The following is a 17,646-nucleotide window of genomic DNA, read 5'->3' as shown; positions in this document are numbered from 1 at the left end:
GTTGAATCTGTAAGCGCGTACGCATAGATCAAGTCACAGACCCGATATTCTTCTTTTAAGCGTATTTTAAATGACTAAAGCTGCAATTCATTTTACCCATGCCAATGGTATTCCTTCTGCCAGTTATCAAAAGTTTTTTCAATGTTTTGAAGCAGATTATCATTTAAAGGCAATTCCACTGATTGGTATGCAAGCAGAATTTCCTGTGACCTATAAGTGGACCTATTTGATTCATCAAGTGATTCAGGACATTGAGCAGCAGTTTCCAAAGCAATGAAACGTACCGGGTTTGTCGGAGACTTTTTTATTTAAGTTAGGCCACCTGACCTAACGGGTTAATCTTATCATAGTACATTGCTTCAAACTCAAAAGGCGATACATAACCCAGTGCACTGTGTACACGCTTTTTATTGAACCAATCTACCCAGTTTAGTGTCGCAAGTTGTACATCTGCTAAACCTTGCCAATCTGCTTTTAAATATTCAATCACCTCTGTTTTGTATAAGCCATTCACCGTTTCAGCCAAAGCATTATCGTATGAATCACCAGTCGTACCGACTGATGCTCGTAAATTTGCAGCTTCTAAACGATTGGTATAGCGAATAGAAAGATATTGAACACCTCTATCGGAATGATGAATCACATTCTTTGGCATGCCTCGATCGTGCAATGCTTGCTCAAGTGCATCGAGCACCATATCTGTATTCATCCGTGTAGATACTTTCCATCCAACAATTGCTCGTGAGAACACATCAATAATAAAGGCGGTATAGACCCAGCCTGAATGAGTTTGAATATACGTAAAGTCACTCACCCACAGTTGGTCAGGGTGATCAGCATTAAAATTACGTTTCACTAAATCATCTGCTCTTTTTTGATCATCTCGGCTACGGGTGGTTTGTTTATTCTTACCACGCCAAACACCTTGTATAGCTAGCTTCTGCATCAATCGAGCAACTGTACAACGTGCGATAACATAACCTTCACGTTTCAATTGTTGCCAGACCTTACGCACACCATATCGACCTGAACTTTCTTTCCAAATTCGTTTAATTTGTTCAGCATGATGCTCATCATGTAGATCTCGTTTCGCTCGATGTTCTGGATTGTCAGCGAGATCTAAAGTTCGGTAATAGGTCGAAGCTGCAATCGGTAAAATTCTACAAATCGCTTCAACACCATATCGATCTTTATTGTTCTGGATAAAATCCACCATTATGTGTGGGCGGTCGAGCTCCGCCTGGGCGAAAAAAGCGGCTGCTTTACGTAGAATTTCATTGGCACGTTTTAATTCTTTAATTTCACGTTCCATTTGCTTCATTTTTTCTTGGTCAGATATCTGTTGTACTTTGGCAGGATTTAGTTGATCCATATGCTTTAAATACCAAACACGCAATGTTTCAGGAGTACAACCCTTGCGCAGCATGCTGCTCAGGTGCAATAGCTGTGATTGCAGCCCAAGTAGAAGGATAATCTTTTTCAGATTCAATCAATAATTGAACCGCTCTTTCTCTGATTTCAGGGGTATATTTTGGTTTTGTCATTGGAACATTCTCTCAAGAAAGTTGGTCTCCGACAAACCGGGTACGGTTCACAACAAGTGATTGGTTTAGGGCATTCTTTTGGTTCATTATTAACCCTGATGTGTGCCTATCAGCGTCCAGATTTATTTTCTCAATTGATTATTATGGATCCACCTTTTGTGATTGGATCGAAGTCGGCATTATTTGAAATTTTACAAAAATTTAAACTGAAATATGTAGATCAACTCACACCTGCCGCCGTGACCATGAAGCGTCGAGATCATTGGGCTAGCCATGCAGAAGCCTATCAAGCTTTGCGGCATAACCGTTTATTTAAAAAATTTGATGCACAATGTTTTGAAGATTATTTTGCCAGCGGCATACAAGTCGATGCACAAAGAGGTGGTGTGACTTTAACAATTCCAAAACGGGTAGAAGCTGAAATTTTTAGAACCGTACCTGCATGGTGGTGGCGCACACCACGCAAAGCCCCAGATGTACCTGTGCATTTAATTACAGCAAGGCATAGCCCATTTTATTTGCAAGGTTTACCGCAAGGCATGCAAAAAACTTATGGAATTGAGTTTAGTGTGGTCGAGGGAGGACACATGTTTCCTTTGGAAAATCCTGAAACCACGGCAACACATGTGCAGCAATTAATTCAAAAACAACACGCTTAACAGCGAAGTCTAGCAATTAAATGCTCAAACGGGCGTGACCTGATTCAGGAAAATCGCCCGATTTATCCTGTGTTATGTTAACGAATTTTGGCATCATCCAAATGTCGTGCACCTTCTAAAATCATGCGAATCATGGTCATGGTTTGTTCAGCGGTTTCTTTACGTTCAGTCGCAGGCATATCAATGACTTTAGCGCCCATATTAAACACCAACTGGGTAATGGCTTTTGCGACAATATCGGGATGCGCTAACTTGCTGTTATTTAAACGTTCTAAACGAATTAAATCATCCTGCAATTCTTGCTGGAAATAATTCAATTGGCGCTCAACAGCTAGCTTATAAGAGGTTGAACCCGTATAACCTTCACGTAATAGCAGACTTAAATTGCCTTCATCGGTATCTAATTGTTCAATAAATACTTCAACTGAGCTGCGAATAATACTGTTTTGTTTAGATGCTTTTAAACGTGCTTCATGCAGAATTTGACGCAACACCACACCTGCACGATCAATCAGTTCAATCGCGAGTTCATCAATATCTTTAAAATGACGATAAAAACTGTTTGGTGCGATGCCTGCTTCACGTGCAACTTCACGTAAACTTAAAGATGCGATACTTTTTTGTGGGCCAATTAAATTTAATGCTGCCTGAAATAATTCTTGTTTGGTAATGGTAGCTTTACGCCCAACCGTACGCACGACAAGAGGCTCATGAACCGTTTCAGATTCTGGAAAAGTCACATCATGGTTTGTTTTCATGGCAGGCTGAGTCATATTTTCAATAATTTATAAGCTTAGAGGCATTATAGCGGTTGCGCCAGTACTTGTGAAATGATTAGAAACAATACAGGTGTATATACAAATATATATACATGTGTATAATAATTAAAATTTCATCGGGTGGTGCTGAATCATGCAGCTAACTGAAAAAAGAAAATCTCCCTTAACCAGTATTGCAACTGCAGTACTAGATCCTTATGCAGCAAATTTCTGGTTGCAAAAAATTAATCCATTATGGTCGGTGAATCAGTCACTCGGCAAAATTGTGAAAAAAGATATTGCCGCACAAGGTGTGGTGAGTTTCACTTTGCAATTCAATAAAAAACTCCAAGTTGGTGCAGCAGGGCAGCATCATCCTGTTTATGTGACAATTCAGGGCGTACGCTATGAGCGAACCTATAGTTTGACTCAGCTTGATGCACAACACGTTTTGTTGACAGTGAAAAAAGTTGATCAGGGCAAAGTCAGCACATGGCTGGTTGAGCAAGCCAAAGTTGGCGATACTTTAGAGTTTGGTGCGCCTTATGGTGATATGCAATTGCCTGCACAAGCCCAGCCTTTAATTCTATTGGCAGCAGGTAGCGGTATCACACCGATGTATAGTCTGGTACAAGACATGGCAAAATCTGGTCGTCTTAGTAGCACTACAGTGACTTTAATGTATTGGGTAAAAACCTTTGCAGATGCAGCATTTAAAGCGCAATTTGAAGCTTGGGCACAGCAATATCCAAACTTTAAATTTCAAGTGCTTTATACCCAAGAGCCGAGTTTGGCGCACAGCCGTTTAAATGCAGAACATTTACAAGACTTAGTACAAATTGAGCAAAGTGCAGTGTTTGCATGTGGCCCATCGGGTTTTACCACGCAAGTTGAACAATTATTTGCACAGGCTGCCTTGCTGAAAACAGAAGCTTTTAGCATGACGCCTGTATTAAGTGACGATGTTGGTTTGGTACAAGTTACACTGACCCAATCGAAAAAGATTGTCACTATTCCAAAAGGCAAGTCCATTTTAGAAAGTCTGGAACAGCAAAATATTAAACCTAAATACGGCTGTCGTATGGGAATTTGCCATAAATGCGTATGCAACAAGGCTGAAGGTTCAACTAAAAACTTGGTCGATGGTGTTCAAAATAGCGAACCGAATAACCAATTGAAAATCTGCGTCAATTCAGCACAAACCGATTTAATTATTGATTTATAAGCGAGTTCCGATTATGAATATGCCAGTAAAAATAGAATATTTCCGCAATCCTAAAAACCGTGAACTCACTCAATTTGAATTAGATGAGCTTGCACGTGAATTAGACGCCATTAAACAAGAAGTTTTGGATGATATTGGCGAAAAAGATGCTAAATACATCCACCGTGTTTATTCAACCATTCGTTATAGCTCAATGGCAGGTCGTGCCTTATTGTTCGCAGGATGGTTCCCGCCAGCATGGGTTTTGGGTACAGGCTTGTTAGGCTTTGCCAAAATTATGGAAAACATGGAATTAGGTCATAATGTCATGCATGGTCAGTATGACTGGATGAATGATCCTAAATTCAATGGTGCAAGTTATGAATGGGATACGGTAGGTACTTCAGACAACTGGCGTCAAACCCATAACTTTAAACACCATACTTATACCAATATTAAAGGTATGGATGATGATATTGGCTATGGTTTGGTGCGTTTGTTCCCAGAACAGCGCTGGAGATCAGGCTATTTATTGCAACCTTTATACAGTATTCCTTTCTGCTTACTGTTCCAATGGGGTGTTGCCATTCAGAATTTAGAAATTGGTAAAATTTTGAATGGCCGTAAAAGCAAAGCCCAAGCCAAAAAAGAATGGCAACCTATGCAGAAGAAAATTGGAAAACAATTGTTTAAAGATTATGTGTTCTTTCCATTGATTGCAGGCCCTTCGGCTTTACCAGTGTTTACAGGGAACTTGGTTGCGAATGGTCTTCGTAATATTTGGACATTCAGCATTATTTTCTGCGGTCACTTTACGAAGGATGTAGAAGTATTTCCAAAGTCTGTGATGCAAAACGAAAGCCGTGGTCACTGGTATATGCGTCAAATTCGTGGTTCATCGAATCTTACAGGTTCTGAAGCATTCCACATTTTGACAGGACATTTAAGCCATCAAATTGAACACCATTTATATCCAGATATTCCTGCACGTCGCTATCGTAAAATGGCGCCAAAAGTACAAGCTGTGTGTGAAAAGTATGGCTTGAACTACAACAATGCGAGCTTAGTTAAACAGTACGGCAGTGTGCTTAAACGTATTGTGAAATATGCTTTTCCATTTAAGAAATAAGTGACTTACAAATGAGTTGTTTAGTACGAATAGATTAAGTGATTGATCTTGGTTTAAAACTATACTTCTATTTTGAATTAGAGGTGATGCTGTAAAGTGTCACCTTTTTTATTGCTTTAGGTGTTGTAGTCGTTATTTTTATGCTGAATCATCAGCTATTTTATTAAGAGAAAACTCTATTTTTATTTTCTATTCTGGGTATAAAAAGTAATCACCATAGGCGGCATCCGCTACATGTAACTTAAAAAACCCACAATTCAAATTGTGGTTTTATTATATCATTCATCAAAATCAAGCCAGTTTTTTATAAGTTACAATTTCTGGCAATGAATGATCACTACCCACCATATAAGAATAAGTCGCTAAACTCAGCATGGCATCATCTTCATCACTATTACCATACGCATAAATAACTGCATAATTTTCTAAATCATATTGTTCTAAAATCCGTATTTTCTTTTGTTCCCGACTACAATCAGGTGTTGAATATTGCCCTGTGAATTGTAGATTTTTAATTTCTGTTTCAGTACAAAGCAAATCGACATTTAACTGCTGACAAATATATTGCAAATAAATATCCACACTGGCAGAAACAATCACCACATCATCACCATTGAATTGATGCTGTTTTAATTGTTGTAACAGTTGTGGGTTAAGGTCATGCATTAAATCTGCTGCATAGCGTTGTGCAAGTGCTAATATTTCAGTTGTACTTGCATCTTTAAACATGGCACTAAACAATTTAGGGCGCATGGCATGCGCAGGATAGACTTTTAAATAATAGGCCTGAATCCACGGTAAGGTTTTTAAACCTTGTTTGATAATGTGTCGTTTAGACAAGGCATAGAAAATGAACCCTGTAAAACTGTCTTTGCTACACAGAGTCCCATCAAAATCAAATAAGGCTAGATTTTTATATTTTTGGCTTTTTGCATGCATGTTTTATAACGTCCATTGACTCGTGTTGCGAACCAATTGGTGTTGTAATCTCGACTGAGTTTAGGCCCTGAAATCACCACTTGTGGCATCATGGCATAAAATGGCTCTTTGCCCGTTTGAGCTTTATACAGTTTAGTTACAGCCAGATAGGTCGCGGTATCTTCAAATTTCTTTTCTTTTTCTTTTTTTAAGTCTGCACGAATTTGTCGTGGTGTAACCAAAATATTATGTTTGGCAAAAACAGCAATTAATTCGCGTTCTGATTCACTCTTTGCATTACGCACACCACCATCTTTAGCATAAAGAAGTAAATCACCATCTAAATCGAGTTCAGCTTCGGTTAAATCATTCAGCATACTTTGGAATGCTGCATTACGGCTCGAATACATGCCAGAGTTATAATCAGCAAAGCGGTATAGCGGTTGATCGTAATCGGCAGGGTACATCATTAAACGATGAATCCCGTAATATAATCCGCCATATTGAGTGTATAGATCGCTGCGTAACTCTGCGATGTTGCCGCTTTGACGTTTATGCTCTTTGGCATAGCTAATATGCACTTGCATCGAGCCTAAAGTGGTAATTGGATTAAGTTTTTCGCCAATATTTTGTCCAAACAGTTTGGCAGCACCTGTTAGTGCAGATACGTGATAATGTTTGGCCATATAGTCAAAAATTTCACGATACAATTCATCTAATTCACGTTCGGTTTTCACACGACGCATTTGGCTTAAATAGTTATCTTCAGGGCTAGGATGGTTTTTCAGCACATCCTGAAAATAGCCTGCAACCGTACCGCCGATCGCTTCGCCCAGTTTATCTTTAAATTTCTCATCCAAACGGTCTTGCACTTCTTTAACTGCTTTTTCACCCAGACCATAGACTTGAGGGTCGGCTACAAAGTTGGATTCCTGATCAACCACAGCAATAATGGTGCACATATTTTCTTTAGTTTGTGGAATGCCCAATTGCTCTGAAATATCGTAAATATCTTTTGCCCAAGCACTACGCTCGCTGACCCGATTTGGAATGAGTTTGCGGATTTGTTCTGCTTCAAGGGTAGGCTCATTGTCCTTAGACCACCATGCGCTATCTCCACAGGCAGCCAAGCTTAATGATAAAGCAAGCACGCTGAAGGGTTTCATCAAAGAAGTGAATACAGTGTCTTTCATAGATAGGGAAAACTCGTTCCAAATGGATGAGCCCAAAGGGCAGATGCAGTATACTATGCCAATCGTTAAAGTTAAGAATATATATGTATATTGGTCCCTATCAACTGTCAAATAATTTGATCGTTGCCCCGATGGCAGGCGTCACAGATAGACCCTTTCGCTCACTGTGCAAGTACTTTGGTGCAGGGCATGCGGTCAGTGAAATGATGACCTCTGACAAAACTTTGCGCATGAGTAAAAAGAGTTTGTATCGTGCCAACTTTGATGGGGAACTTGCACCAATTTCTGCACAAATTGCAGGTTCAGACCCGCATGATTTGGCCGAAGCCGCACGTTATCAAGTCGCCAATGGTGCACAAATTGTTGATATCAATATGGGATGTCCTGCCAAAAAAGTCTGCAATAAGTTGGCGGGTTCGGCTTTATTGCAAGATGAAGATTTGGTGGCACGCATTTTAGATACTGTGGTTGCCGCGGTGAATGTGCCTGTGACACTGAAAACTCGCTTAGGTTTTTTGAATGGGCAGGAAAATATTTTACGGGTTGCCAAACGCGCAGAACAAGCAGGCATTGCTGCATTGGCATTGCATGGGCGTACCCGTGAAGATATGTATTTAAACCGTGCACGCTATTCACTGATTAAAGAAGTGAAAAGCATGCTCAATATTCCTGTGATTGCCAATGGTGATATTGATAGTCCTGAAAAAGCCAAATATGTCTTGGACTATACAGGCGCAGATGCGATTATGATTGGACGTGCTGCGCAAGGACGTCCGTGGATTTTTCGGGAAATCGCACATTATTTAGCAACAGGTGAGCTGTTAGCAGCACCGAGCATTGCAGAAGTTCAAAAAGTATTACTTGGACATTTAGCTGAGCTGTATGAGTTCTATGGTGAATATTCAGGTTGTCGCATTTCACGTAAACATATTGCTTGGTACACCAAAGGTTTACGTTCAAGTAATGAATTTCGTCAAAGTATGTATCAAGTAGAAAGTACGGCAGAGCAATATAAAGTAGTGGAAGATTACTTTAATCAGCTACTTGCGCATGGTGAAATCATGAGTGATGTGCAGGTTGAAACCGTGAACTTGTTAGACACAAAGTAATCGCATGCAAATATATGCTTTAGCTTTTTTGGAACTAAATAAAAACTCAACTGTGATACACAGTTGAGTTTTCTGTACGTAAACTTAGCGTGCGTGAATCATTTCCAAAACCAACTGATTAATTAAATCTGCGGCTTCTAATTCACGTATCTGACTCACATTACTACCAGCCCAAAACGGAGCATAACCTTGCTCGCCTTGTATAACGGCTGCTGCATGCAACTGTTTTGCAAGATCATAGCTATACGGATAGGTGGGTACTGTTAAACGATCTGGCGTATCTACTTGTGTATGCCAATGATTAATTAAACCACGGGCAGGGCGTCCAGAAATGCTGTCGGTCATTTGAGTAATGTTTTGTTGAAATAAAGCTTGTCGATAAGCTGGATTGGCATTGGAACTTTTACATTGCACAAAAGCTGTACCCAGCTGTACCGCAGAAGCGCCCAATTTCAGCATTAACTGTGCTTGCTGACCATTCATAATGCCACCTGCGGCAACCACTGGCAGGGTACAATGTTCACGAATCAGTTGTACTAAATCGCTGGTTTTAATTGCACTATCAAAAGTTTGGTTAAAGATACCCCGATGTCCACCTGCCTCAATGCCTTGGGCGATAATGACATCAATTCCCGCTGCTTCAATGGCTTGAGCTTCGGCTAAGTTGGTTGCTGAAACCATAGTAATGATTCCTGCATCTTTTAAAGCCTGAATTTGATGCGCATGCGGAATCCCGAAGTGAAAACTGACGGCTTGTGGTTTAGTTTCTAGTACAAGATCTAAATATCCATCATGGTCTTTAAAACTTGGATAAATACAATTTAGTTGACTCGGTGCAGTTGCGCCATAGCGTTCAAAGATTGGCTGAAAATGTGCAATCCACGCTTGTGCAGCGACTTCATCTAGTGGACTTGATTCATGGCAAAAGAAATTGACCTGAAATGGAAAATCAGTCAGTTCTTGAGTGCGTAAAATTTGCTCACGTGCAGCATCTACCGTGTTTGCACCTAAACCGAGTGAGCCAAAACCACCTTGATTAGAAACCTCGGCTGCAAGTTCGGGAGTAGAAACGCCAGCCATTGGAGCAAGAAAAATAGGATGCTTTATATTCAGTTGTTCTAATAAGGTCATATTATTTACTCCATGTTTTTATCTACTTTGCCCAACTCTAGGTAGATTGGCAAATCATATCCGTCATTTCTTTATGAAATATTAAGATGAGCGATATCATTAAATTTGCAGATGCTTTCAGGCATAATAAGCCTGATGTATGAATTGATGAGTAAATTAATGAAGCCTTTCGTTTATGGTGGTTTGCTTGTGGTGTGTGGATTAAGTGCGTGTAGCAATCCACAGCAAACTCAAGTAAAAATTGATCCAAAGCAATATCAGGTTCAGGATGCGACTGCATTACAACAGCGTATAGATGCTTTAAATGTCAAATTGGCGCAAGACTTCAAACAATTTAAACAAGTCGAAAATATCGCATTTGCGCATCAATTCCCTTTAGATGTAAATAACTTACAAACTTTGAATCAGCATTTGGTCGCCAGTACTGCTTTAAAGCCGACTAAAATTGCTTATTGCGATATGATGAATGGTTATTTTGCTGAGTTATATCGCTTAGGACATAACAATCTAGATTTTCTTAAAGATGTAAAATTACCGCGTGCAGAGCAGGAAAATTTGGCTGAAAATTTTGCCAATGCAGAATCTTATTATGATTTTATTTTGAATCGTTACACCAGTTACCGCCAAGTACAACAGACCATGGGCTATGGTTGTAATTTAAAAGCGGCGTTATAGTTGCGGCAGGATTTAGGTTTACTAGGGTCTGTTGATATTTCATAAATGGCTTGCGCTGTAGGCTAAAACTGAGCAGATTAGGCATGAAACGCAGGGAATAACGGGTTTATTTTCAAGTTTTATAACGCAATCTGTGAAAGTTTTAGCCACATGAGCAAAAACAAAGCACTGCTTTGTTTGCTGCGCAAGGGAACAAGCATATTTTTTGCTGCTATTACGTTATGTGCCAGTCATTTAGAATGAGTAAATTTCCTGTCCCATGCCTTATATCAACTAAAAAACCTTGCGAGATATATCTCTCATGTCGCAAACATAGACGAATTGTCAACAGACCCTAATTAAATCGTGCTGAATAAAAAACTCCTGAGAACTTGCTCAGGAGTTTTTGTTTTATACAATCAAATTATTGTTGTGCTTTTTCTTTCACATTTGCAGCACCTTGTTCAACCGCACCTGCAGTCGCAGCAGTTGCATCTTTAGCAGCTTGTACAGTCGCATCAGCTGCGTTTTCTGTTGCTGTTGCAACATTGTGTGCAGCATTTTCAGTTGCTTGCGCTGCGTTATCTACCGCAGTTGCTGTAGCAGTAGCAGCTTCATGTGTTGCATCTTTGGCATCATGTGCAGCTTGAGCCGCAGCGTTTTCTAAGTGTTCACCCGTAGTTGCCCCTGTTTCTGGTGCTTTTTCTTTTGCACAACCTACAAGTGCTACAGTGGCAGCAAGACCTAAAGCAATAAGAAGTTTATTCATTATCATGTTTCCTTTTTTTACATCCACTTAAGATGGGATAATGCGAATATAACCAAAAAACAATCAATTTGAAGCTTAAAATTGTTCAAATAATGTAATGGGTTTAGATATTTTTTTGTTGTGTAGATTAGAACGATAAATTAGAGAAAAATATGCCGATGCGATTCATTTTTTCTGATAAGGTGAAATCTTAAGAATGGTTACAGTTTTTATTGTACAGTAATGCCATTCTGTAAGATTGGGATTGTAAAATGCTTAAAAAAGGGATTTATCAACATTATAAAGGGCAATTGTATCAAGTGCTGCATGTGGCTACACACAGTGAAACCCAAGAGAAATTGGTGGTTTATCAATGCTTATATGGCGATTATTCTATTTGGGCCAGACCGCTTGATATGTTCACGGAGAGTATTACTTTGGATGATGACCGTGAACAGGAACGCTTTAAATTGATTCAAGAAGTGTATTAATATTTGAAGTTATTTACCTATTTAAAACGATCCAATCTATTTTTAGATTGGATCGTTATGTGGATGCTCAAAGTTTAATAAAATCAATTATTGAATGGAAATACGGTTAAAGCTTAAATCGTATGCTAAATATTTACTCACAAAAGCTGCTTTATCACTGCGTCTTAATAAGTTGTCATAAATAAATTGTGGTACAGGATGGAATAAATCCCCAGAGCCATTTTCGTAAAATATTTTTAAATAACGTGAAGATGCACTGTATGTCCAGGATGTCACGGCAAGTGTTTTACCCATAAGCAACTCCTTTATTTTTTATATTATTTTTCACAGAATAAATCTGCTTATTTTGAACATAAGTGAAGTGCTTGCTAAAAAGTATTACAGAATTGTAACTTTTGAATATAAGTTTTTTGCGCAACCTAAACGTGCCAAAAACGACAAAACTATTATGAAGCGAAATAAAACACCACATTTAGGATGTGGTGTTTATGCTTTGCACATGAATAGTCATTCATTTAAATAAAATGATTGAAAGACTAGATTTTATAGATGACGACATTGATCTTCTTTGTCACCAGAAACACGGTTTGTGCCGCCAGTCGGTTTTACGCGGTTATCTTCACATTCTAAATTGCCATTCACGCGGTTATTTTTTACAACGATTGAGCCTGAATTATCTTTAAGTTGAATATTGCCATTTACACGGTTTGACGTGAGTTGGATGTTACGCCCATCTTCGAGTTGGATATTGCCATCAATGCGGTTGGCATGTGCATTAACCTGACTAAAGTTTCCTTTAGATTCTAAATTGCCATCAATCGTACTATTTTTAATTGCCGTATGTGAGTTGGAATGCAACATTAGGTTGCCCTTAATAGTCACATGATCAAGAACACATTGTTTATGCACTTTGACATTATCATCAATAGTTCGATTTTTAATGCTGCCATTACAGTTGAAATCAGCTAAAGCTGGCACTGAAAATGCTATTAATGTTGAAAGTAAAAATAATTTTTTCATAGAACAGCCCTCAAAAATAAATCTCACAACTGTTACCGGTACAGATTCGATTGTAGTGTTGTAATGTTTTTACATTTTCTATTCTAGAGATGAAATATGAATAAATAAGGTAGAAAAGGGTGATGTTCTGATTAAAAAAAACCACGCAAAATATGCGTGGTTTTTTTGAGTGGTTTAATCTAAAACTTAGATTTTACCTACTAGGTCGATAGATGGGGCTAAAGTTGCATCACCTTCTTTCCATTTAGCTGGGCATACTTCACCTGGGTGAGCGTGAACGTATTGAGCTGCTTTAACTTTACGAAGAAGTTCTTGAGCATCACGGCCGATACCACCAGCATTAATTTCGATGATTTGGATTTTACCTTCTGGATCAATAACGAAAGTACCACGGTCAGCAAGACCATCAGCTTCAATTAATACTTCAAAGTTTTTAGAAAGCGTCCAAGTTGGGTCGCCAACCATTACATATTGGATTTTTTTGATTTCTTCTGAAGAATCGTGCCAAGCTTTGTGCGTGAAGTGAGTGTCAGTAGAAACTGCATAGATTTCAACGCCTAATTTTTGGAATTCTGCGTAGTTGTCTGCAAGGTCACCAAGCTCAGTTGGGCAAACGAAAGTGAAGTCAGCAGGGTAGAAGAATACTACAGACCATTTGCCTTTAAGATCAGCTTCAGTTACTTCAATGAATTGACCGTTGTGGTATGCATTTGCTTTAAATGGTTTAACTTCAGTATTAATTAAGCTCATCATTGTCTCCATGATTAAGGTTTGTATTTCGTTGGCAATAGAGTATCTAATTTTGTTTTATTGCTGAAATGGTATTTTTACATTACTAGCATCGGAAAAACAAATGAGTATGTAAAAAGCGTACACTTTCATCACAGCATTATTGAGTCTTTATTAGGCCTCAAAATGATGATGATTGCATGACAACCTATTTTTCAGGTTCAAATACAACCCATTTCAAGCAATTGGTGAACATACATCTATATGGGGATGCTATTTTGAAATTCAAGGGGGGATTTAAAACTTTTTAAATACGCATTCTAAATCACTGTTCTTTCGCTTAAAGGCATTACAGCGTAAAATACGCGTTTGTGTTTTGGTTAGGAAGCGTATTCTGTGCAGAGTCATTTAAATGTAGACCACCTCGTTTTGGCGCGTGATCGTCATCGTTTAAATCGACTACGAAAAGGCAAAGATGCCAATCCAAAGCAATATCAGGAATTATTTGAAAAATCTAATTTAAAAGTGTTGGAGCGTGCACAGCGCATTCCCAACATTAAGTTGAATCAAGATTTACCTGTGACTCAATCTGCCGAACAGTTGATTACTGCAATTCAGCAACATCAGGTCATTATTGTGGCGGGTGAAACAGGTTCAGGGAAAACTACACAGTTACCACAAATTGCAATGTTGGCAGGTCGTGGTTTAACGGGGTTAATTGGTCATACTCAGCCACGACGTCTTGCTGCGCGTAGTGTATCGCAGCGTATTGCCGAAGAAGTTGGCGAAAAGTTAGGTGAGTCCATCAGCTTTAAAGTTCGTTTTAATGAACAGGGTTCGCAAGATTCAATTGTCCGTTTAATGACCGATGGTATTTTGTTAGCAGAGCTTGCCAATGATCGTTATTTAAATAAATACGACACCATTATTATAGATGAAGCGCATGAGCGTTCTTTAAATATTGACTTCATTATGGGCTATTTAAAGCAACTTTTGCCACGTCGCCCTGATTTAAAAGTCATCATCACTTCTGCAACTTTAGATGTGCAGCGTTTTAGTAACTATTTTAACGGCGCACCTATTTTTGAGGTCGAAGGTCGAAGCTATCCTGTCGAAGTACGTTATCGTCCAATTTCTGAATTAAGCATTGGTGGTAGTGATGATGATGAGTTTGATGACTTTGAAGAAAACTTGCCACGCGCAGTGGTGCAAGCGGTAGAAGAATGCTTTGCCGATGCACAGGAAAAAGGTCATCCTGAACATGCCGATATTCTAATTTTTGCCAGTACTGAACAGGAAATTCGGGAGCTGCAAGAAACCTTGCATAAGCATGGACCGCGTCATACTGAAATTTTACCGTTGTATGCGCGTTTGGCTTTGGCGGAACAACAAAAAATCTTTAATCCTTCAGGTGGTGGTCGTCGCATTATTATTGCCACCAACGTCGCTGAAACCGCACTCACTGTACCCAATATCCGCTATGTGATTGATAGCGGTTTTGCACGTATTTCACGTTATAACTATCGCTCACGGGTGCAGCGTTTACCGATTGAAGCAGTATCTCAGGCAGCAGCGAATCAGCGTAAAGGACGTTGTGGTCGTATTGCACCAGGCGTTTGTATTCGCCTGTATTCAGAAGAAGATTTTTTAAGTCGCCCAGAGTTTACTGAACCTGAAATTAAACGCACCAACTTGGCATCGGTCATTTTACAAATGCAAAGTTTGGGCTTGGGTACGCTCGAAGATTTTGATTTTATTGAGCCGCCAGATCATCGTTTAGTCAATGATGGTCGTAAGCTGTTGATTGAACTGGGTGCGATGATTGAGAAGGGTAAAGCCCCTCTTTTAGACGGAATGAGTAGCTCTGCGACGCAAAAGGGAGACAATCATCCGAATAATTCCACTAAATCCACCGCTAATAAAGGCGAGCTTCAAGGCAGCAGCTTAACCAAAATTGGTCAGCAAATGGCAAAAATGCCGATTGATCCAAGACTGGCACGTATGATTTTAGGCGGTGCGCATTTTGGGGTGTTAAATGAAGTCCTGATTATTGTAGCGGCATTGGCGGTACAAGACCCGCGTGAACGTCCTGCAGACAAACAAATGCAAGCCGATCAAAAACATGCACTGTTCCGTGAAGCAGATTCTGACTTTTTATTCTATTTAAAACTGTGGGAAACTTTGCACGAAAACCGTGATGGCATGAGTGAAAACAAACGTCGTACTTTTGCCCGTCAGCATTTTTTAAGTTGGTTGCGTTTACGTGAATGGAAGAAAACTCATGAACAATTGGTGGATTTGGCGCGTGGCTTAAAACTGTCGTTTAATGAGAAAAAAGCCAGTTATGAAAATCTGCATCGGGCGTTATTAACAGGGTTGCTTTCTTTTATTGCCAATAAAACCGATGAGCGCAATGTATTTATGGCGGTACGCCAACAAAAAGCACGAATTTTCCCTGCATCGACTTTGCATAAAATCAATACACCGTGGGTCATGGCATTTGAGATGGTGGAAACTTCGCAAGTGTATCTACGTACTTTGGCAAAAATTGAACCCGAATGGATTTTATTGGCCGCACGTGATTTGCTGAAGCATCACTATTTTGAACCACATTGGTCTAAAAAAGCAGGCGTGGTGAATGCCTATGATCAGATTTCGCTGTTTGGTCTAATTATCGAGCCGAAACGTCCTGTCAATTACGAAAAGGTCGATCAGGAAGCCGCCCATGAAATATTCTTACGTGATGCTTTAACCACAGGCAACTTGGGCATTACCCCACCATTTTTAAAACACAACCTGCTTAAACTGGAAGAAGTGGAACGGGTTGAAGATAAATTACGTCGTCGTGATTTAGTGGTTGATGAAGAAACTATTTATCAATTTTATGCCGCCAAAGTACCTGCAGAAGTTGCAAGCCGTCGTTCCTTTGAAGATTGGCGTGCCACAGTAGAGCCGCAAAATCCACGTTATTTATTTGTGGAAGATGATGCACTTTGGCTGAATGATCGTCCGACCACGCAGCAATTTCCTGACTATTTGCGTAATGGTGAGCTGCGCTTGGCGGCCAGTTACCGTTTTGACCCCAGCCATGATGAAGATGGCGCAACCGTTAAAATTCCGGTGCAAGCGTTGGCACAGGTCGATGAAAATATCTGGTCGTGGGGTGTTCTGGGTTGGCGTGAAAATTTAATTGAAGCCTTGCTCAAGACTTTGCCTAAAGATAAGCGTCGTCATTTGGTGCCTATTCCAGACACAGCTCGAAAGTTGCTACAACGTGTTGATGCGGTAAATTTACGCGAGCACATTTTTAGCTTTTTGGCATTCCAGTTACGCGCAGAGCACATCACCGAAAAAGACTTTAGCTTTGAGCGAGTAGATGCGTATTTATTGCCGTTCATTAAAGTGTTAGATGAAAAAGGGCGGGTGATTGAGCAAGGGCGTGATTTATCTGAATTAAAAGCGCGTTGCCGTACCGAAACTCACAGTCCAGTAAAACAGTTACACGGCGAATTCCAAACCTTCCCTGAACGATTTGTATTTGAAGCCTCGCAAAAAGTCACGGGCGTAGTGGTTAAGCAATATCAGGCGTTGGTACCAAGTAAAGCTTTTGCAGAACTTTCACAAAAAGATGAATCGGGTGTGGTGATTCAAACCTTTAATGATCAGCGCGAGGCGATTCATCAGCATCGTGAAGGGGTGATTCGTTTGCTGCATGTGCAATTAGGCGATTTATCACGGCAATTGAAAAAGCAAATTGCCAAACCATTGGCCTTGGCGTACTCACCTTTGGGTGATAAAGCACAACTTGAGCAAATGTTGATCTATGCGACCTTGCAAAGCATTATTTGTGACGTGCCAGTCAACTTGGAAGAGTTTCAAAACTTGCAGCTTGAGGTAAAAAAGACTTTTCTCAGTCATGGTCAAACCACGCTGCGTATCTTTAATGAAATTTATATTGCTTGGCAAGACATCCGCCGTCAGCTCCTTATGCTAGATGAAGCCGTGTTTGCCAAAAATATGGATGATATAGAAGATCAGCTGGACTTAATGCATCTGGCAGACTTTGTGTATAGCAAGCCTGTAGAGGTGTGGAGCGAATATCCGCGTTATTTGAAAGCGTTGTTATTACGTTTAGACCGCTTACCCAACAACTTGCAAAGAGACAATGCTGCTATCGCCCAAATTGACCCTTGGATGGACAAATTGTTTAAACACAAACAAGATGCCCTACTCAAGGAATTGTACTTTATGGTGGAAGAATTACGCATTTCGCTGTTCTCTCAACCCATGAAAACCAAAATGCCAATTTCTGCAACTCGGCTGCAAAAAGTATGGGAAAAGCTCGGAATCAGTTAAGAT

16 protein-coding genes, 2 pseudogenes and 1 other annotated feature are annotated in these 17,646 nt (G+C 39.8%); of the genes and pseudogenes, 9 read left to right on the top strand and 9 right to left on the bottom strand.

Features of this window, described 5'->3' with window-relative positions:
• Positions 1–70: 70 nt before the first annotated feature.
• Positions 71–274 (top strand): annotated as a pseudogene (locus tag FTT91_RS00495) (alpha/beta hydrolase); the annotation flags it as partial.
• A gap of 39 nt (positions 275–313) precedes the next feature.
• On the opposite strand, the pseudogene FTT91_RS00490 reads toward FTT91_RS00495, so the two are convergent.
• Positions 314–1,544: pseudogene (locus FTT91_RS00490) on the bottom strand (IS3 family transposase).
• Positions 1,142–1,256: a sequence feature (AL1L pseudoknot), on the bottom strand. Its footprint overlaps the pseudogene before it by 115 nt.
• Between FTT91_RS00490 and FTT91_RS00485 the strand changes: the two are divergent.
• Positions 1,544–2,203 carry an alpha/beta fold hydrolase gene (locus FTT91_RS00485; RefSeq protein WP_257229553.1) on the top strand — a complete coding sequence of 220 codons (660 nt, stop codon included), beginning with the start codon at positions 1,544–1,546 and terminating at the stop codon, positions 2,201–2,203. The pseudogene FTT91_RS00490 and the gene FTT91_RS00485 overlap by 1 nt on opposite strands.
• A 77-nt stretch (positions 2,204–2,280) precedes the next feature.
• On the opposite strand, the gene fabR is transcribed toward FTT91_RS00485, so the two are convergent.
• Complete coding sequence (gene fabR / locus FTT91_RS00480; RefSeq protein WP_026438369.1) at positions 2,281–2,961, bottom strand: HTH-type transcriptional repressor FabR; 681 nt, start codon at positions 2,959–2,961, stop codon at positions 2,281–2,283.
• Positions 2,962–3,115: 154 nt separating this feature from the next.
• On the opposite strand from fabR, the gene FTT91_RS00475 reads away from it, so the two are divergent.
• Both FTT91_RS00475 and FTT91_RS00470 read left to right on the top strand, forming a co-directional pair.
• Positions 3,116–4,186: a ferredoxin reductase gene (locus FTT91_RS00475; RefSeq protein ID WP_180168760.1), complete on the top strand. Its 1,071-nt coding sequence runs from the start codon at positions 3,116–3,118 to the stop codon at positions 4,184–4,186.
• A gap of 13 nt (positions 4,187–4,199) precedes the next feature.
• Positions 4,200–5,294 (top strand): acyl-CoA desaturase, encoded by a 1,095-nt coding sequence (locus FTT91_RS00470; RefSeq protein WP_180168759.1) that lies wholly within the window; start codon positions 4,200–4,202, stop codon positions 5,292–5,294.
• Between the two features lie 291 nt (positions 5,295–5,585).
• On the opposite strand, the gene FTT91_RS00465 is transcribed toward FTT91_RS00470, so the two are convergent.
• Together FTT91_RS00465 and FTT91_RS00460 are read right to left on the bottom strand one after the other, a co-directional pair.
• Positions 5,586–6,233, bottom strand: a complete 648-nt coding sequence (locus FTT91_RS00465; RefSeq protein WP_180168758.1) for an HAD-IB family phosphatase — start codon at positions 6,231–6,233, stop codon at positions 5,586–5,588.
• Entirely contained in the window at positions 6,200–7,405 is a 1,206-nt protein-coding gene (locus FTT91_RS00460; protein ID WP_179995146.1) for a DUF1615 family protein, read from the bottom strand. Before FTT91_RS00460 ends, FTT91_RS00465 begins: the two co-directional genes overlap by 34 nt.
• Before the next feature lie 83 nt (positions 7,406–7,488).
• On the opposite strand from FTT91_RS00460, the gene dusB reads away from it, so the two are divergent.
• Positions 7,489–8,514 (top strand): tRNA dihydrouridine synthase DusB, encoded by a 1,026-nt coding sequence (dusB, locus tag FTT91_RS00455; RefSeq protein ID WP_167846087.1) that lies wholly within the window; start codon positions 7,489–7,491, stop codon positions 8,512–8,514.
• Positions 8,515–8,598: 84 nt separating this feature from the next.
• On the opposite strand, the gene FTT91_RS00450 is transcribed toward dusB, so the two are convergent.
• Positions 8,599–9,645: a nitronate monooxygenase family protein gene (locus FTT91_RS00450; protein WP_154320665.1), complete on the bottom strand. Its 1,047-nt coding sequence runs from the start codon at positions 9,643–9,645 to the stop codon at positions 8,599–8,601.
• A gap of 159 nt (positions 9,646–9,804) precedes the next feature.
• On the opposite strand from FTT91_RS00450, the gene FTT91_RS00445 reads away from it, so the two are divergent.
• Positions 9,805–10,320 carry a hypothetical protein gene (locus FTT91_RS00445; RefSeq protein WP_131260826.1) on the top strand — a complete coding sequence of 172 codons (516 nt, stop codon included), beginning with the start codon at positions 9,805–9,807 and terminating at the stop codon, positions 10,318–10,320.
• A gap of 403 nt (positions 10,321–10,723) precedes the next feature.
• Here the strand turns inward: FTT91_RS00445 and FTT91_RS00440 are convergent, their stop codons facing one another.
• On the bottom strand, positions 10,724–11,068 hold the full coding sequence (locus FTT91_RS00440) for a hypothetical protein (RefSeq protein WP_004973048.1): 345 nt from the start codon (positions 11,066–11,068) through the stop codon (positions 10,724–10,726).
• Between the two features lie 251 nt (positions 11,069–11,319).
• Between FTT91_RS00440 and FTT91_RS00435 the strand changes: the two genes are divergently transcribed.
• Positions 11,320–11,538 carry a DUF1653 domain-containing protein gene (locus tag FTT91_RS00435; RefSeq protein WP_004973051.1) on the top strand — a complete coding sequence of 73 codons (219 nt, stop codon included), beginning with the start codon at positions 11,320–11,322 and terminating at the stop codon, positions 11,536–11,538.
• A gap of 87 nt (positions 11,539–11,625) precedes the next feature.
• On the opposite strand, the gene FTT91_RS00430 is transcribed toward FTT91_RS00435, so the two are convergent.
• Complete coding sequence (locus FTT91_RS00430; protein ID WP_004973053.1) at positions 11,626–11,832, bottom strand: hypothetical protein; 207 nt, start codon at positions 11,830–11,832, stop codon at positions 11,626–11,628.
• A gap of 249 nt (positions 11,833–12,081) precedes the next feature.
• Positions 12,082–12,399 (bottom strand): hypothetical protein, encoded by a 318-nt coding sequence (locus FTT91_RS00425; protein ID WP_225530638.1) that lies wholly within the window; start codon positions 12,397–12,399, stop codon positions 12,082–12,084.
• A 79-nt stretch (positions 12,400–12,478) separates the two neighbouring features.
• On the opposite strand from FTT91_RS00425, the gene FTT91_RS14705 reads away from it, so the two are divergent.
• Positions 12,479–12,622 carry a hypothetical protein gene (locus tag FTT91_RS14705; RefSeq protein ID WP_225545326.1) on the top strand — a complete coding sequence of 48 codons (144 nt, stop codon included), beginning with the start codon at positions 12,479–12,481 and terminating at the stop codon, positions 12,620–12,622.
• A gap of 122 nt (positions 12,623–12,744) precedes the next feature.
• Here the strand turns inward: FTT91_RS14705 and ahpC are convergent, their stop codons facing one another.
• Complete coding sequence (gene ahpC / locus FTT91_RS00420; RefSeq protein WP_019838019.1) at positions 12,745–13,308, bottom strand: alkyl hydroperoxide reductase subunit C; 564 nt, start codon at positions 13,306–13,308, stop codon at positions 12,745–12,747.
• Positions 13,309–13,683: 375 nt separating this feature from the next.
• Here ahpC and FTT91_RS00415 point away from each other — a divergent pair, with 375 nt between their 5' ends.
• A complete protein-coding gene (locus FTT91_RS00415; protein ID WP_180168757.1) occupies positions 13,684–17,643 on the top strand; it encodes a DUF3418 domain-containing protein in 3,960 nt (1,319 codons plus the stop codon).
• Positions 17,644–17,646: the final 3 nt, after the last annotated feature.

Source organism: Acinetobacter sp. YH12021 (assembly GCF_013420145.1).
Classification (GTDB): Bacteria; Pseudomonadota; Gammaproteobacteria; order Pseudomonadales; family Moraxellaceae; genus Acinetobacter; species Acinetobacter towneri.
The sequence above is the reverse complement of the archived record's forward strand: the minus strand, read 5'-3'. Positions and strand labels throughout refer to the sequence as shown.

What these genes read in the sequence shown, in the direction of transcription:
- FTT91_RS00465 (WP_180168758.1), bottom strand. Translation starts at nt 6,233, where the DNA reads ATGCATGCAAAAAGCCAAAAATATAAAAATCTAGCCTTATTTGATTTT.
- fabR (WP_026438369.1), bottom strand. Translation starts at nt 2,961, where the DNA reads ATGAAAACAAACCATGATGTGACTTTTCCAGAATCTGAAACGGTTCAT.
- FTT91_RS14705 (WP_225545326.1), top strand. Translation starts at nt 12,479, where the DNA reads ATGCTGCCATTACAGTTGAAATCAGCTAAAGCTGGCACTGAAAATGCT.
- FTT91_RS00440 (WP_004973048.1), bottom strand. Translation starts at nt 11,068, where the DNA reads ATGAATAAACTTCTTATTGCTTTAGGTCTTGCTGCCACTGTAGCACTT.
- FTT91_RS00425 (WP_225530638.1), bottom strand. Translation starts at nt 12,399, where the DNA reads ATGTTGCATTCCAACTCACATACGGCAATTAAAAATAGTACGATTGAT.
- FTT91_RS00460 (WP_179995146.1), bottom strand. Translation starts at nt 7,405, where the DNA reads ATGAAAGACACTGTATTCACTTCTTTGATGAAACCCTTCAGCGTGCTT.
- FTT91_RS00430 (WP_004973053.1), bottom strand. Translation starts at nt 11,832, where the DNA reads ATGGGTAAAACACTTGCCGTGACATCCTGGACATACAGTGCATCTTCA.
- FTT91_RS00475 (WP_180168760.1), top strand. Translation starts at nt 3,116, where the DNA reads ATGCAGCTAACTGAAAAAAGAAAATCTCCCTTAACCAGTATTGCAACT.
- FTT91_RS00470 (WP_180168759.1), top strand. Translation starts at nt 4,200, where the DNA reads ATGAATATGCCAGTAAAAATAGAATATTTCCGCAATCCTAAAAACCGT.
- FTT91_RS00450 (WP_154320665.1), bottom strand. Translation starts at nt 9,645, where the DNA reads ATGACCTTATTAGAACAACTGAATATAAAGCATCCTATTTTTCTTGCT.
- ahpC (WP_019838019.1), bottom strand. Translation starts at nt 13,308, where the DNA reads ATGAGCTTAATTAATACTGAAGTTAAACCATTTAAAGCAAATGCATAC.
- FTT91_RS00445 (WP_131260826.1), top strand. Translation starts at nt 9,805, where the DNA reads ATGAAGCCTTTCGTTTATGGTGGTTTGCTTGTGGTGTGTGGATTAAGT.
- FTT91_RS00435 (WP_004973051.1), top strand. Translation starts at nt 11,320, where the DNA reads ATGCTTAAAAAAGGGATTTATCAACATTATAAAGGGCAATTGTATCAA.
- dusB (WP_167846087.1), top strand. Translation starts at nt 7,489, where the DNA reads ATGTATATTGGTCCCTATCAACTGTCAAATAATTTGATCGTTGCCCCG.